Annotated in this window: 16 protein-coding genes; 5 read left to right on the forward strand and 11 right to left on the reverse strand. The window is 60.1% G+C overall.

The window, feature by feature from the left end; genetic code table 11:
- Positions 1 to 108: 108 nt before the first annotated feature.
- Entirely contained in the window at positions 109 to 891 is a 783-nt protein-coding gene (locus tag ACMGG9_RS20965) for an AraC family transcriptional regulator (protein ID WP_033644472.1), read from the forward strand.
- A 4-nt stretch (positions 892 to 895) separates the two neighbouring features.
- Here the strand turns inward: ACMGG9_RS20965 and cybC are convergent, their stop codons facing one another.
- The 4 genes from cybC to ACMGG9_RS20985 form a co-directional block, all read right to left on the reverse strand.
- On the reverse strand, positions 896 to 1282 hold the full coding sequence (gene cybC, locus ACMGG9_RS20970; RefSeq protein WP_414161700.1) for a cytochrome b562: 387 nt from the start codon (positions 1280 to 1282) through the stop codon (positions 896 to 898).
- 138 nt (positions 1283 to 1420) lie between these two features.
- Entirely contained in the window at positions 1421 to 2761 is a 1341-nt protein-coding gene (gene pmbA, locus ACMGG9_RS20975) for a metalloprotease PmbA (protein WP_042785444.1), read from the reverse strand.
- A gap of 175 nt (positions 2762 to 2936) precedes the next feature.
- On the reverse strand, positions 2937 to 3275 hold the full coding sequence (locus ACMGG9_RS20980; protein WP_197782258.1) for a helix-turn-helix domain-containing protein: 339 nt from the start codon (positions 3273 to 3275) through the stop codon (positions 2937 to 2939).
- Complete coding sequence (locus ACMGG9_RS20985) at positions 3259 to 3621, reverse strand: type II toxin-antitoxin system RelE/ParE family toxin (RefSeq protein WP_033651242.1); 363 nt, start codon at positions 3619 to 3621, stop codon at positions 3259 to 3261. Before ACMGG9_RS20985 ends, ACMGG9_RS20980 begins: the two co-directional genes overlap by 17 nt.
- Before the next feature lie 190 nt (positions 3622 to 3811).
- On the opposite strand from ACMGG9_RS20985, the gene yjgA reads away from it, so the two are divergent.
- On the forward strand, positions 3812 to 4360 hold the full coding sequence (gene yjgA / locus ACMGG9_RS20990) for a ribosome biogenesis factor YjgA (protein WP_004936968.1): 549 nt from the start codon (positions 3812 to 3814) through the stop codon (positions 4358 to 4360).
- Positions 4361 to 4390: 30 nt separating this feature from the next.
- On the opposite strand, the gene ACMGG9_RS20995 is transcribed toward yjgA, so the two are convergent.
- From ACMGG9_RS20995 to aaeX, 5 genes are all read right to left on the reverse strand, one after another.
- The gene (locus tag ACMGG9_RS20995) at positions 4391 to 4690 is read right to left on the reverse strand and encodes a barstar family protein (protein WP_182074434.1); all 300 of its coding nucleotides are present in this window, start codon (positions 4688 to 4690) and stop codon (positions 4391 to 4393) included.
- Between the two features lie 5 nt (positions 4691 to 4695).
- Positions 4696 to 5163, reverse strand: coding sequence for a ribonuclease (locus ACMGG9_RS21000; protein WP_182074433.1), 468 nt, complete (start codon positions 5161 to 5163; stop codon positions 4696 to 4698).
- Between the two features lie 279 nt (positions 5164 to 5442).
- Positions 5443 to 7410 carry a p-hydroxybenzoic acid efflux pump subunit AaeB gene (aaeB, locus tag ACMGG9_RS21005; protein ID WP_099783905.1) on the reverse strand — a complete coding sequence of 656 codons (1968 nt, stop codon included), beginning with the start codon at positions 7408 to 7410 and terminating at the stop codon, positions 5443 to 5445.
- Positions 7410 to 8345 carry a p-hydroxybenzoic acid efflux pump subunit AaeA gene (aaeA, locus tag ACMGG9_RS21010; protein WP_414161701.1) on the reverse strand — a complete coding sequence of 312 codons (936 nt, stop codon included), beginning with the start codon at positions 8343 to 8345 and terminating at the stop codon, positions 7410 to 7412. The genes aaeB and aaeA overlap by 1 nt, the downstream gene beginning before the upstream one ends.
- A 7-nt stretch (positions 8346 to 8352) precedes the next feature.
- Positions 8353 to 8556 (reverse strand): p-hydroxybenzoic acid efflux pump operon protein AaeX, encoded by a 204-nt coding sequence (aaeX, locus tag ACMGG9_RS21015; RefSeq protein WP_004936952.1) that lies wholly within the window; start codon positions 8554 to 8556, stop codon positions 8353 to 8355.
- 314 nt (positions 8557 to 8870) lie between these two features.
- On the opposite strand from aaeX, the gene aaeR reads away from it, so the two are divergent.
- Positions 8871 to 9782 (forward strand): HTH-type transcriptional activator AaeR, encoded by a 912-nt coding sequence (aaeR, locus tag ACMGG9_RS21020; protein WP_004936950.1) that lies wholly within the window; start codon positions 8871 to 8873, stop codon positions 9780 to 9782.
- On the opposite strand, the gene ACMGG9_RS21025 is transcribed toward aaeR, so the two are convergent.
- Both ACMGG9_RS21025 and ACMGG9_RS21030 read right to left on the reverse strand, forming a co-directional pair.
- Entirely contained in the window at positions 9773 to 10117 is a 345-nt protein-coding gene (locus ACMGG9_RS21025) for a hypothetical protein (RefSeq protein WP_042785446.1), read from the reverse strand. The genes aaeR and ACMGG9_RS21025 overlap by 10 nt on opposite strands.
- On the reverse strand, positions 10114 to 10389 hold the full coding sequence (locus tag ACMGG9_RS21030; RefSeq protein ID WP_042785447.1) for a zinc ribbon domain-containing protein: 276 nt from the start codon (positions 10387 to 10389) through the stop codon (positions 10114 to 10116). The genes ACMGG9_RS21025 and ACMGG9_RS21030 overlap by 4 nt, the downstream gene beginning before the upstream one ends.
- A gap of 207 nt (positions 10390 to 10596) precedes the next feature.
- Here ACMGG9_RS21030 and ACMGG9_RS21035 point away from each other — a divergent pair, with 207 nt between their 5' ends.
- Together ACMGG9_RS21035 and ACMGG9_RS21040 are read left to right on the forward strand one after the other, a co-directional pair.
- Positions 10597 to 11538, forward strand: coding sequence for a nucleoside hydrolase (locus ACMGG9_RS21035; RefSeq protein WP_047026566.1), 942 nt, complete (start codon positions 10597 to 10599; stop codon positions 11536 to 11538).
- Between the two features lie 693 nt (positions 11539 to 12231).
- On the forward strand, positions 12232 to 13911 hold the full coding sequence (locus tag ACMGG9_RS21040) for a Wzy polymerase domain-containing protein (RefSeq protein WP_414161702.1): 1680 nt from the start codon (positions 12232 to 12234) through the stop codon (positions 13909 to 13911).
- Positions 13912 to 13929: the final 18 nt, after the last annotated feature.

Consider the following 13929-nt stretch of genomic DNA (forward strand, 5'->3'; position numbering starts at 1 on the left):
ACAAGCGTTATTTTTCTGCCCCGATAGTAGGGCGACCGCCGCTGGCTTGCTTTATATGAAAGGCCAACTATCATTGCGTTTCGGCCAACCTGCCGCCAAAGGGGACACATGCGCAACGTCCGCATTGATGACATCGACCACGTAGCGCGCGCGGTAATCGCCATCGGCACCGATTATCCGCCGGGGCATTTGCTGCCGATGCACAGCCACCGGCGCGCGCAGTTGCTGTACGGCGCCACCGGCGTCATGCACGTTTTCACGCAGCAAGGCAATTGGATCGTCCCGCCGCAGCACGCGGTGTGGCTGCCGCCACAGATGCCGCACGCGGTGAGAATGGTCGGCGTCACTACCCGCAGTCTGTACCTCGAACCGGGCGCGTTGCCCGCCGAACAGCCTCAGGTTTGCCAGGTGGTTAGCGTCACCCCGCTGATGCGCCAACTGTTGATGGCGGCGGTGGACATGCCGCTGGAGTATGAGCGGGAGGGACGCGACGGGGCGCTGGCGACGCTGCTGCTGCACGAGCTGGCCCGGCTGCAACCCTTGCCGTTGCACATCCCGCTGCCCGCCGATCCTCGGCTGGGCGAGCTGTGCCGCGCCTTTTTGCAGCACCCCGACGCCCACGACTCCGCGCAGCAATGGGCCCCTCGTCTGTACATGAGCATTCGCACCTTCAGCCGCTTCTTTCGCGCGCAGACCGGCCTGCCTTTTTCGCAATGGCGTCAGCGCGCCTGCGTGGTGCTGGCGTTGGCGCTGCTGGCCGAAGGGCGCAGCGTGACGCAGGTGGCCATGGAGATGGGATATGACAGCAGCGCGGCGTTTTCAACCATGTTTCGCCGCGTGCTGGGGCAGGCGCCCTCCTCCTATCTGACGGAAGACGGGCGCGACGGTTGACGGGTTAGCGGAATTTCTTGTGGTTGGCGTCGCGGGTCTGCTTGAAGCCCTGCGCCAGCTGCTTGGCTTCGGCGACTTTGCCCTGATTGGCCAGCGCCAGCGCCTGATCGATCTGGCCGATCAGGGTATCCAACCCGCTGCGGAAATCTTTCATCTCCGGGCTGTCGGCGGTTTTGCTCTCCAGTTTCGGCGGAGTACCCTGCTTGGCATCCTGCGCGGCGGCGCGCATGTTCTGCAGGCTCTGTTTGAGGGTGGCGGCGGAGTCGGTATTCAGCACCGTTTTGTAGTTTTCCGCCAGGGTGTCCATATCGTCGCCCAGATCGGCGGCGGCCGCCAGCGAACTGGCCGCCAGCAGCGTCAACGCCGCCAGCGCTTTCAGGGTATTCTGCATGTTTGCTCACCTTCCAGTTATTGTTTTAGTTAACCCACCGCTACCATAGGCAAGGCCGGGCAAAATCGAAACCGGAGATTTGTAAGCAAGGTTGAGGCGGGATAACGCGCGGCCGGCGGGCGCCGACCGCACAGAGGATCACTGGCCGGCGATCTTCATTTCCGGCAGCAGCACCGAACCGCACTGGATATTGCTGCGGGTTTCGATATCGCTGCCGACGCTGACGATGTTGCGCAGCATGTCTTTCAGGTTGCCGGCGATGGTGATCTCGCTGACCGGGTACTGGATCTCGCCATTTTCCACCCAAAAACCGGCGGCGCCGCGAGAATAATCGCCGGTGACGCCGCTGACGCCCTGGCCCATCAATTCGGTGACCACCAGGCCGGTGCCAAGCTGTTTCAGCATGCCGGCGAAGTCTGCGCCCTGCCCGGCAATGCGCCAGTTATGGATGCCGCCGGCATGGCCGGTGCTGTGCAGGCCCAGCTTGCGCGCCGAGTAGCTGGTCATCAGCCAGGTTTGCAGCACGCCATCCTTGACGATATCGCGCCGTTGGGTGCGCACGCCCTCGCTGTCGAACGGCGTTGACGCCAGCCCTTTCAGCAGATGCGGGTGTTCCTCGACGGTCAGCCACGACGGCAGGATCTGCTTACCGAGCGCGTCCAGCAGGAAAGTGGATTTGCGGTAGACGCTGCTGCCGCTGATGGCCCCCACCAGATGGCCGAACAGCCCGGTGGCCACTTCGGAGGCGAACAGCACCGGCGCCTTCATAGTCGACAGTTTACGCGGCGCGAGACGCGCCAGCGTGCGGCGGGCGCACTCCTGCCCCACCCACTCGGGGCTGTGCAGATCGCCCATCGCACGGCCGATGGTGTAAGCGTAATCCCGCTCCATGTCGCCGTCCTGCTCCGCAATGACGCAGCTGGACAGCGAATGACGGCTGGAACAGTAGCTTTGCAGCATGCCGTGGCTGTTGCCGAACACCTTGATGCCGTAGTGGCTGTTGAAGCTGCCGCCTTCGGTGTTGGTAATGCGTTTGTCCGCCGCCAGCGAAGCCTGCTCGGCGCGCGCCGCCAGCTCGATGCCGCGCTCGGCGTCCAGCTCGGTCGGGTGGAACAGATCGAGATCCGGCGCCTCAAACGCCAACAAATCTTTCTCCGCCGGGCCGGCGCAGGGATCTTCAGAGGTGTAACGCGCGATGTCCAGCGCCGCCTGTACGGTGCGGGCGATGGCATCCGGGCTGAGATCGGTGGAAGAGGCGCTGCCTTTGCGCTGACGGTGATACACGGTGATGCCCAGCGCGCCATCGCTGTTGAACTCGACGTTTTCCACCTCGCCGAAGCGGGTGCTGACGCTGATGCCGGTCGATTTGGTGACCGCGACTTCCGCCGCGTCGGAACCGGCGCGTGCCAGCTCCAGAGCCTGAGAAACGGCCTGTTCCAGCGCCTTGCGCTGTTCTGCAACTTGAGTGACTACTTTCATCAATCTGCCATAATTAATCAGAAAATCGTTGAGAAAAGTGCCGGAGCGGCGTAGTTGTGCACGCGGGGCGGCGCGCAAAAATCCTGAGATCTCTGCCGTTGAGTCTAACAGGAACCGCGTTGAATTTCGCATAAAGCCGAACGGTAAGGCCGGGATAAAATACAAAACTCGCGCGTCACTCGACGATAAGTTTTACCGACTTGCCGATATTCGCCATCATGTTGACCAGCGCATCCAACGTAAATTTCTCGGTTTTCTGATTCACCACGTCGGACACGCGCGGCCGGGAAGTGTGCAGATAACGCGCCGCCTCTTCCTGGCGATAGCCTTCTTCCTCAATCCACGCGCTGATCTCTCCCATCAGCTGTTTTTTTAGTGCGATAAGCTGCGCAATCTCCGCATTGGACTGTGCTTGCAATTGCCGAGCCTCATCGTCGGAAAACCCCAAATCCGCAAACACATTGCCGCCTGCTGGCGTAATGTGGCGCGAACCGGTATCAATCGGCTTGGTCATGACCTTTACTCCGCTCATTAATGACCGCGTCATAACGCGCTTTGATTATCTGAATATCGTGGCGGCTGGTTTTCTCCGCCTTCTTTTGAAAGCTGTGCAGAACGTAGATCGCTTCGCTAAACTTTGCCACATAGACCACCCTGAACGCTCCGCCGATGGCATATAAACGGATTTCGATAACGCCACTTCCACAACTGGTCATCGTTTTCCAATTACCGGGCTCCAAACCTCTTTGCACTTTACTCAGTTCAAATCCTGCCGCTTTTCGCGCATCTATTGGAAAGGCCAACAAATCCTCTAACGATGAACCGCGCCAATCAATGGCTTTCTCGATGCCATCATCCATGAATACCACCTCCTTTTGTATAAAATTTTATACAAACATGATGATAAAAACAACAGCATGAATTCAGAGGACAGGAACCTAGACATGATAATGCCCCAGCGCGGCAGCTATACTCAGTTTGCTCAGGGCACTCAATTGGCGGGTTGCCGGACAACCTGTTAGGATTAGCCTCTTTTTAACGGAGCCTACCATGAACAAACAGCCTGAAGACTGGCTCGACGATGTCCCGGAGAATGAAAACGAGGACGATGACGAGATTATCTGGGTCAGTAAAAGTGAAATTAAACGTGATGCCGAAGCGCTGAAAGACCTGGGGGCCGAAATGGTCGATCTGGGCAAAAACGCGCTGGATCGCATTCCGTTGGACGAAGATTTGCGCGCCGCCATCGAGCTGGCGCAGAAGATCAAGAAAGAAGGCCGTCGCCGTCAGCTGCAGCTGATCGGCAAGATGCTGCGCGCCCGCGATATCGAGCCGATCCAGACCGCGCTCGACAAGCTGAAAAACCGCCACAACCAGCAGGTTTCGCTGTTCCATAAGCTGGAAGCGCTGCGCGACCGCCTGGTGGAAGAAGGCGATGACGTCATTCCGTCGATCCTGGATCTGTATCCGGCCGCCGATCGTCAACAGCTGCGTTCACTGGTGCGCAATGCGCAGAAAGAGAAGGCCGCCAACAAGCCGCCTAAGGCTTACCGCCAGATCTTCCAATACCTGCGCGAGCTGGCCGAAGCGGCTGACTAAGCGCCGCCGCCATCCCGGGATGAACCCGTTTCATCCCCGGTGATGCGCCGGTTCGCCGCTGCTTTCGCGGATATTGAAACGCAGGCTGCCTTCCAGCTCTTCTTCCGCTTCTTCAAACAGCAGAATGATCGCGCCAAAACGACGCTTGCTGCGGGCATTGAGGTGGGTGAACTCGATTTCCACCGGCAGACCGATATCGCCGGTCACCACGTCCCACAGCGCGTCGAGGTTGGCGCCAAACCCCTCGTCCAGCGCAAACTTATGCGCGAAATCGCGGTAGAAGGCCGGCACATCATGGATCTGCTCAAAATCAAACTCTACTTTTGCCATCAAACTCACTCCACACGAATGAAGTTTTTGTAATGGTCACGCGAGACGAAGATCAGACCGTCGCTCGAATACAGCAGGCGATCGGCGCCGCGCCGGCCACACTGGTAATTGATGTCCGCTTCACGCCAGACCCGGCCGCCGGCGCTCGGCAGTTGCCCTTCACGGTTAGAAAATCGATCGCCGCCAATCGCCTTGCCCGGCAATACCGAACAGAGGTTGCCTGAACGCGGGTCCCAGCCCCGCTCGCGCGCCTGCTTCTTGGTGATGTAATAATCCGGCAGCCGCTGATGCTGCTGCAGGTAACTCACCACCGTTTGCTGCTGCGTGAGCCGATCGATGCTCTGTTGCTGCCCCGCCGGCGCTTGCACCACCGCCGCATTGCCGCCAATCGCACGGTGCTCGTTGCCGCGCAACGCGCTGAAGACGGCGATGACCACGGCGATGACAATCGCCAACAGAATCCGCTTGTTCATGACATTCCCTGAAATTATGCCGCCGGAGGCGCCGCAGCTCCCCCAGGCTAGTTAGGTATATAGTCGACCTGGATGAAACTAAGATGACCGACACGTTGCGTTTTCGCGGCGGTGAGGGTTTCATCCATTCATGTCAATGATGCCACTTTCCAGCCGTTCTGGCACTCGGAGTCTCTCTGAAAACGAGCCGCCTGCTCTGAGACGGCCCGCCGAACAACGACTGCTTACAGTATAGTCAGGGAAGGCGCCGCACAGCGCGGCGCAACAGGAGGGAACGCATCAATCGATCAAGGCGTGGCGATAGCGGTGCAGCATGTCGGCCAGGCGTTTCACCGGCCCGGTGACGCTGAGCGGCGCCTGATTGTCGACCAGCTTCTGTTGGTACTCGTTCATTTCGCCCAGCAAGCGATCGTAGTAGTAGGCGCGCTTGACGTCGTTCTTGGCGGAGACCACCCGATCGGCGGTGCTGCGGATCTGGCGGTGGAAGGCCGACAGCTCTTCGCTGGCCGGAATTTCCGCTCGCTGCATGCGCTGGTGGGCGATGATCAGGTTCAGCGCCAGACGATACTTGGCAATGTCGTTCGGGAACATCATCAGCAGCTGGTTAAGCTGCTGATACAGCGCAGGCAGGTGGTTTTGCCGACGGCGCGCCGCCTTGGTGGTCAGCGCCGACACCGCGCTGCTGACGAACTGGTTGAGCAACGTGCGGCCGGTGCGTTCGCGCGAATTATCGCGGATCAGCAGCAGCACCATCAGCCCGACACAACTGCCGAGGAACTGGCCCAGCGCCCCGTCGAGAAACTGGGTCACGTTGAACTCCATCGGGTTGCTCAGCACCAGAATGTTGATGGTCCCCGCCAACAGCCCCAGCGAACCGAGCCGCCGCTTCTGCACCTCGATGCCGATGAAAAACGCCAGCAGGCCAAGGCTGAGACACAGCAGCAAAATGCTCTGCTGGGTCGCCGGCAGGATCACCATGAAGAACAGAGAACCGACCGGGATTGCCGCCAGCATGCCCAGCACGAAATCCATCGCCACCATGCGCGGCGCCGGGGTGCGCATCGCCAGCGAGGTGATCACCGCAATGATCACCATAAAACCGCTGCCGGACGTCCAGCCGGTCCACAGCCACAGCAGGCAGCCGAAGGCCGTCGCCACAAAGGTGCGCAGACCGTTGATCATCGCGTGATGCCCTTCCGCCGAGGTCGGCTTGACCACGGTTTCATTGCTCAAGACGCCCTCTTCCACCGCGCTGATGCTGCAGTTGGTGTGCACGCCTTTCGACAGCAGCAGGTAGCGCGTCGCCGCGCCGACCCAGCCGGTGATGGTCGGCAGCGTTTCCTCGGAGCGATGCGTGGTCAGCACCTGACGCAACAGCTTCATGCGCTTGTGGATCTCCTGCGGGGTCTCCGCCGGAACCATCAGCTGTTCCCGCAAACTTTCTTTCAGCGCCTCCGGGTGATTCAACAAGATCAGATAGGTTTCACAGGCCTGGGTGATCAGCGTCAGCGACAGGGTATGCAGCGCTTTCACCCGTCGGTTGACCTTCTGCCAGCGCGAGGATTCCATCATCAGGTTGTTGCGCATGCCGTCCAGCGCCGTGGTGCTCTTCACCAGATTGCTCCAGGCGCGGTCGATGTCCTCTTTATCGGCATGGCTGATGCACATCTGCATCAGGCGGTATTGATCCACCAGCAGCTTATCCACCGCCCGATCGATGTCCTGCTTGATCGAACGCGGCGAAAACAGCAGATCGGCCAACACGGCGCTGACGATCCCCAGCACGATCTCGCTGCAACGCTCGATGGCGAACTGCGGCGCTTCCAGCAGGTGGGCCTCGCTGGTGGCGACCGTCACGATGATGATCAGCGCGGTATAGCCGGCCAGCCCCCAGGCGTAGGAGTTCTCCACCTTGATAAGCGAAGAGAGCCAGGTGCAGAAACCGGCCCACATGCAGCACAGCATCAGCATCACTACCGGCGCGCGGGCGGTGGTGATGATGATGAGCAGGCCGACGAAGCAGCCGATAAAGGTGCCGATGATGCGCAGCCAGCCGCGATGGCGAATGGCGCCGGAGAAGGGTTCACCGCCGGCGGCAAAGGCCGGGCCGGCGGCGACGATGGCGGCGGTCATCGCCGACCAGCGCGGGGTTTCCAGATTGAGATGGAAGCCGACGAACAGCGCAAACACAATCGCGAAGCTGAGTTTGAAGGCAAATCTCAGCCGGATAAAGGTTGGGCTGCTCATTAGCCGAACTCACGCAGCCGGTGCATCAGGCGCACAAAAGGCGAGCCGCTGTCGGCATTGCGATCGTTCTTGCCGACGATCACCACGGTGGCGGTGGTGCCGGCCGGGTACGGATGCTGTTGGTCCTTGGCGTCCAGCAGGATCTTCACCGGCACGCGCTGCGCCAGGCGCACCCACTCCAGGTTGCTGTCGATCGAGGCCAACCCTTTGTTGTTCACCGTGCTGCTGCTATTGTTCACCGCCGCCGCCACGCTATCGACGGTGCCATGCATGATGCGGTTGCTGCCGAGCGGGGTAATCTCCGCGCGATCGCCCTTATTCAGGCCGTTCAGCTTGGTCTCTTCCAGGTACGCCAGGATGTAGAAGGAATCTTTCTTCACCAGCGCCACCGCGACCGACCCGCGGGTGATGTATTCACCGGCGTGTACGTTGAGGTTGGTGATCCAGCCATCGGCCGGGGCGCGCACCGTGGTGCGCTCCAGATCCAACTGCGCCAGCTCGCGAGCCGCAATGGCCTTCGCCAGCTGGTGCTGCACGGTCTGCAGCGAGTTGTTCGACTGGTCAATCTCTTCCTGCGACATCGCCTGCACGCCCAACTTCACGCGGCGGCCGGCCTCACGCCGTTTTTCCGCCGCCAGCGTCTGATAGTAGGCGACGTCGGCGCCGGCTTCCGCCAAGGCCTGCTCATAACGCGGCCGATCGACCACGAACAGCACCTGGCCTTTCTTGACCAGTTGGTTGTCCAGTACCGGCACGTCGGTCAGCAGGCCGCTGACGTCCGGCGCGATCGCCACCACGTCGGCGGTGAACTTGGCGTCACGCGTCCACGGCGACTCGGTGTAGAACACCCAGGCCTTGAATACCGCGGCAATGCCCAGCAGCACAAGAATCAAAGTGATCGCGATTCGGGTTATTTTTATCGAAAAATTTTTCACAGCGACCTCAAACAAAAAGACACGAAATCAGATAAAACAAGCAGCAATACAGCGCGGTATTAAACAGCGCCGGATGCCAGACAAAATCGTAAATCCCCGTCGGCTGCAGCAGGCGGCGCAAAAGAAAAAACAGCGCCAGCGACACCAGCAGCTCGAAAAACACCGGCGGAAACGACAGTCCGAAGATGACCATAACCGGAAGCAAACTCATCACTTTTTCCTTATTGTTCACTGCGCCGGGGAAAGACAGGTCTCGCCATTCACATTCTCTTTACATTTTAGCGTGCGCGCGCCACAAATCTTGACCAGGCAGCTTGTCCAGGTCACGAACCCGAAAAAAGGTTAAACTTTGGGGCAGACATCCACGACAGGGATTGCGAGGGTGCCGGAGGAGCGGCAGGATGACGTCGCCGCTCGCTCTCGCACGTTGGTGAGGTCTATTCACCCGACCACGTTATATTAGCCTGCTTACTATCAAGGCATCAACAATCTGTGATCTAAATCACTTTTAAGCCAGAGTGAATAATGGAAAGATTAAAACGCATGTCGGTATTCGCCAAAGTGGTTGAGTTCGGGTCGTTTACCGCGGCCGCGCGTCAGCTCGACATGAGCGTTTCATCGATCAGCCAAACCGTCTCGAAACTGGAAAATGAGCTGCAGGTCAAGCTGTTGAACCGCAGCACGCGCAGCATCGGCCTGACCGAGGCCGGCAAGATTTACTATCAGGGCTGCCGACGCATGCTGCAGGAAGTCAGCGAAGTGCATGAGCAGCTGTACGCGTTTAACAATACGCCCGCCGGCACGCTGCGCATCGGCAGCTCGTCCACCATGGCGCAAAACGTGCTGGCGAACATGACCGCCGAGATGATGAAAGAGTACCCGGGTCTGACGGTCAACCTGGTGACCGGCATACCGGCGCCGGATCTCATCACCGACGGTCTGGATCTGGTGATCCGCACCGGCGCGCTGCAAGACTCGAGTCTGTTCTCGCGCCGCCTGGGGCAGATGCCGATGGTGGTGTGCGCCGCCAAAAGCTACCTGAGCCAGCACGGCACGCCGCAGAAGCCGAGCGACATGGTCAACTTTTCCTGGCTGGAGTACAGCGTGCGGCCCGACAGCGAATTCGAACTGATGTCGCCGGAAGGCATCACCACGCGCATTTCCCCGCAGGGGCGCTTCGTCACCAACGACTCCTCCACCATGATCCGTTGGCTGAAAAACGGCGCCGGCATCGCCTACGCCCCGCTGATGTGGGTGATCGAAGAGATCAAACGCGGCGAGATCGAGATCCTGTTCAAAAGCTACCATTCGGATCCGCGGCCGATCTACGCGCTCTATACCGAGAAGGACAAACTGCCGCTGAAGGTACAGGTGTGCATCAACTATTTAACCGACTATTTCGAACGCGTAGCGGCGGTCTATCAGGGCTATCGCTGAGCAGCGCTTAAATAGCGGCGCGCCAACGCGGCCAGCAGCATCAGCGCCAACATGCCGATGCCCCACAGCAGCCAGACGGCGTAGCCCGCCCAGGCCAGCAGCAGAGGAAAATAGCTCGCCAGCCCGCTGCCCAGCTGTTTCAGCCACGGCAGCCAGGCGTCCAACACCGTCTGCGGCACCAGGCTCAGCGCACCGTTCACCGGCAACGTTGCGTTCCCGGCCGCCTCCGCCAACGTCGGCAGCCAGGTCAGCAGGCCGGATACGCCCCAGGCCAGCAACGTCCACAGCGCCATGGCGCCGAGCAGCAGCGCGACCGTCCAGCCGCCCCGATTCACGGCACACCGCCGCCGCACTGCGGACAAAAGCGGCTGCCCGGCGGCAACGGCGCGGCGCACTGTCCGCAGGTGGCGCTCACCGCGGCAAACGGCTGGCCGCAGCGGTGACAATAACGCGCGCCCGGCTTATTCACGGCCTGGCATTCCTGGCACTGCGGCCCCTGTTCGCCATGCTGGCTATAGCGGTTGCCATGGTGGCCACCGCCGTGGCCCGCGCGCCGATGACCGCCGTTAATACCGCCTTGCCCCAACAACCTTTTCAGTAAGCTCATCCCGCCTCTCCTCTGTGCATTAACGCTGAAGCTCACTGTAAACCCTGGAGTAAACTCCAGGGTAAAGCCCGGCGATGAGGATTTACGTTTCATTACATCGTAATAATGGCAAGGCTTTGATGCCGTTAACAAAAGCATCATCGGCATTATCCCACGCCGCTGCGCTGCGTTATGCTGCGGGCACCTCTCCCTGCATCAGGAATAACCATGAAAAAAATCATACTGGACTGTGACCCGGGGCATGACGACGCCATCGCCCTGCTGCTGGCCTGGGGCAATCCGCAGATCGACCTGCTGGCGGTCACCACCGTGGTGGGTAACCAAACGCTGGACAAAGTGACGCGCAACGCCCTGGCGGTGGCGCGCATCGCCAACATCACCGGCGTGCCCTTCGCCGCCGGCTGCCCGCGCCCGCTGGTGCGCGATATCGAAGTGGCGCCCGACATTCACGGCGACTCCGGGCTCGATGGCCCGGTGCTGCCGGAACCCCACCTGCAGCTGGACTCGCGCCACGCGGTTGACCTGATCATTGAGACCGTGATGGCTCACCCGCCCGGCAGCGTGACGCTGGTGCCGACCGGCGGCCTGACCAATATCGCCATGGCGGTGCGTAAAGAGCCGCGCATTGCCGAGCGGGTCAAAGAAGTGGTGCTGATGGGCGGCGGCTATCATGTGGGCAACTGGAGCGCGGTGGCGGAGTTCAATATCAAAATCGATCCCGAGGCGGCGCACATCGTGTTCAATGAAAAATGGCCGCTGACCATGGTCGGGCTGGATCTCACCCACCAGGCGCTGGCCACGCCGGCAGTCTGCGAACGTATCGCCGCCCTCGGCACCCGGCCGGCCACCTTCGTCGGCGAACTGCTGGCATTCTTTGGCCGTATGTACCAACAGGCGCAGGGCTTCAGCGCCCCGCCGGTGCACGATCCTTGCGCAGTGGCCTACGTGATCGATCCGAGCGTTATGTCGGTGCGCAAAGTGCCGGTGGATATCGAGCTGACCGGCACCCTGACGTTGGGCATGACGGTCGCGGACTTCCGCGCGCCGCCGCCGCCGGACTGCCACACCCAGGTCGCGGTCAAACTGGATCAGGATAAATTCTGGGATCTGGTGGTGGATGCGCTGGAGCGGATCGGCGACGTGGAGTAAGCGCACAAGAGACGAGATTAACGCGCTTGGGCAGGCGCGTTAGTCCGTATTCTGCCGCGGCAACGGGAGGCTCAAGTCATAACCGCTTTTATTTCCAATGCGGCAGAACAATCCTAATAATAAATTATTTCATGAAAATTTAAAAAAATAGATAAAGACAGGAAGAATCTTAATAAAATTAAAACCATGAAAATCACATTGAATTTAAAAACCAGCAATGGGAAACGATGAAGTAAATCTCCGCCCTCACGCCGCCACTGACGGCATCAATTAAACAAGCAGATACCTCTTTTATTCTTAACACTGCCTGCCAATATAGACCATTGCCGGGATGCCCCTCGATATCCACACACGCGATAACCACAGACAAGACATTGATTTTAATTAATAAAAATAATATTAAGATTAAAAATTGACTGAATCACAATAGATTTGAGAAAATAACGCGTCTGTTTTTGCAAACAACAAAAATGCCTTTTGCGAGTGAAAAATACGGCTTAACCTTTCTTTGGGCAAACAGCCTCGCGCATTCTCAGGGCAAACATTATTTATCGCTTTACCATAAAGACGGTTTAAATTTCCCGTGAGACATTGTCGACTTCAACATTACACGCACTTCAATACCAGGATAAAGGATAGGGAATAATCAAAGCATGCATTTAATAAACGCTATCAGGCCTTGGCAGGTTAACCATGGCCGATAAATCTCCCGCTAACGCAGCGACCATCGCCGTGCTGCCCCTGCTGCTGATCTGGATGGCGGCGGTCCTGCCGGTCTATCATCCCAACATGGGCGGCGACGGTCTGGCGCTGCCGCAAAACATTCTGGCCTGGGGCGTCATGGCGCTCACTACGCTGATCGTGACGTTTACCGTTTGCCTGGGTCGCATCCACCTTTCGCTCACGCCCACCGCGCGCCTGTTGCTGCTCGGCATCGCCGTGCTGGCGCTGCCGTTGCTGTATACCCGCCCCGAATGGCGCGAAGACGCCCTGTGGCGCTGCGCCGGCCTGCTCGGCGGTTGGTTGTTCTATGTCGCCTGCCTGCAGCTGCGCGTCACCGCCCGGCAGCGCGAGCTGCTGCTGTTCGGCCTGTTGTTTGCCGTCGGCATTCAGGCGTTGTTGGCGGCTTTACAGCTGTTCGCCCCCGCGCTGGCCTGGGTATCCCCTAACGGCGGCCGGGTCTACGGCGTCTTTCAGCAGCCGAACGTGCTGGGCAGCTTTATCGCCACCGGGCTGGCTTTGGCGCTCTGGCTGCTGCTGGCTCCCTTCTCTGCGCCGACACGGCGGCAAATCCCGCTGCTCGCGCTGCTGGCCGCTTTCTCCGCCCTGCTGGTGCTGATCCAGTCGCGCGCCGCCTGGTTGGGGGCCGCATTGGCGGCGGCGCTGCTGCTGTGGCGCTTTGCCCGCCAACGCCCGGCCGCAAGCCGCTGGGCCGGCGGCGCGCTGCTGCTGGGCGCCGCGATCGGTCTGACGGTGCTGTTCACCGGTTTCGGTCTGGAGACAAGTGGCGTCTTGCTCGACCGCGAGTTCTCCAACAGCGCGCGCCTGACCATGCTGCACGACGTCGGCGCCATGATCCTGGCCAAGCCGCTGCTGGGCTGGGGCTACGGCGGCTTCGAATACAGCTTCGCGCACTTCCGCCTGCAGACAATGCCCTGGAGAGAAGTGCTGGAAGTCGCCGGGCATCCGCACAATGAAATCCTGCTGTGGTGGGTCGAGGGCGGCCTGACGGCGCTGGCGGGTATCGCTATCGTCCTTGCCGCCGGCGTACGGCTGCTGAAAAGCGCCTGGCAACGGGATCGAGAACAGCCGAACGGTGCGCGCGTCGGCCTGTTCCTGGTGCTGCTGCCGATGCTGATACACACTCAGCTGGAATACCCTTTCTATCTGTCTGCGCCGCACTGGCTGGCGTTTCTGCTGCTGCTGGCGCTGCTGGACGGCCAAACCGGCGAGCCCCGCCAACTGCCGTTCGCCAAAACCCTGAGCCTGCCGGTGGCGCTTGCGGCGCTCGGCGTGCTGGTGATGGCGGCCTTCGCCTGGCAAGGGCGCATGGCGCTCACTCAGTCGGAGCGCACTATGCTGGCCAACATCGACAGCATCGAGCAGATGCCGCCGCCGGCCGCCTGGATCTACCGGGAGCGCAAAACCTTCGACGAGCAATCTCACGCGCTGCTGGTCTATAACCAAACGCGCGATGATGCCCTGTTGACCGGCTATCGGCAGTGGGCCAATGCCTATCTGCAGCACCGCATCGACGCCAACGTCTACGCCACGCTGATCATGATCTTGCGCTATCAGGGGGATCAGGCACAAGCCGATGCTCGCCAGCGGGAAGCCGCTTTTCTGTTTGCGCGGGATGCGCGGTTCAGGTAGGGACAACGAGGTGAGAGC

Source organism: Serratia sp. BNK-10, assembly GCF_047456065.1.
GTDB classification, from domain to species: Bacteria; Pseudomonadota; Gammaproteobacteria; order Enterobacterales; family Enterobacteriaceae; genus Serratia; species Serratia ureilytica.

Coding starts and splice junctions, on each gene's coding strand:
- ACMGG9_RS20965 (WP_033644472.1), top strand. CDS start 109: ATGCGCAACGTCCGCATTGATGACATCGACCACGTAGCGCGCGCGGTA.
- cybC (WP_414161700.1), bottom strand. CDS start 1,282: ATGCAGAATACCCTGAAAGCGCTGGCGGCGTTGACGCTGCTGGCGGCC.
- pmbA (WP_042785444.1), bottom strand. CDS start 2,761: ATGAAAGTAGTCACTCAAGTTGCAGAACAGCGCAAGGCGCTGGAACAG.
- ACMGG9_RS20980 (WP_197782258.1), bottom strand. CDS start 3,275: ATGACCAAGCCGATTGATACCGGTTCGCGCCACATTACGCCAGCAGGC.
- ACMGG9_RS20985 (WP_033651242.1), bottom strand. CDS start 3,621: ATGGATGATGGCATCGAGAAAGCCATTGATTGGCGCGGTTCATCGTTA.
- yjgA (WP_004936968.1), top strand. CDS start 3,812: ATGAACAAACAGCCTGAAGACTGGCTCGACGATGTCCCGGAGAATGAA.
- ACMGG9_RS20995 (WP_182074434.1), bottom strand. CDS start 4,690: ATGGCAAAAGTAGAGTTTGATTTTGAGCAGATCCATGATGTGCCGGCC.
- ACMGG9_RS21000 (WP_182074433.1), bottom strand. CDS start 5,163: ATGAACAAGCGGATTCTGTTGGCGATTGTCATCGCCGTGGTCATCGCC.
- aaeB (WP_099783905.1), bottom strand. CDS start 7,410: ATGAGCAGCCCAACCTTTATCCGGCTGAGATTTGCCTTCAAACTCAGC.
- aaeX (WP_004936952.1), bottom strand. CDS start 8,556: ATGAGTTTGCTTCCGGTTATGGTCATCTTCGGACTGTCGTTTCCGCCG.
- aaeR (WP_004936950.1), top strand. CDS start 8,871: ATGGAAAGATTAAAACGCATGTCGGTATTCGCCAAAGTGGTTGAGTTC.
- ACMGG9_RS21030 (WP_042785447.1), bottom strand. CDS start 10,389: ATGAGCTTACTGAAAAGGTTGTTGGGGCAAGGCGGTATTAACGGCGGT.
- ACMGG9_RS21035 (WP_047026566.1), top strand. CDS start 10,597: ATGAAAAAAATCATACTGGACTGTGACCCGGGGCATGACGACGCCATC.
- ACMGG9_RS21040 (WP_414161702.1), top strand. CDS start 12,232: ATGGCCGATAAATCTCCCGCTAACGCAGCGACCATCGCCGTGCTGCCC.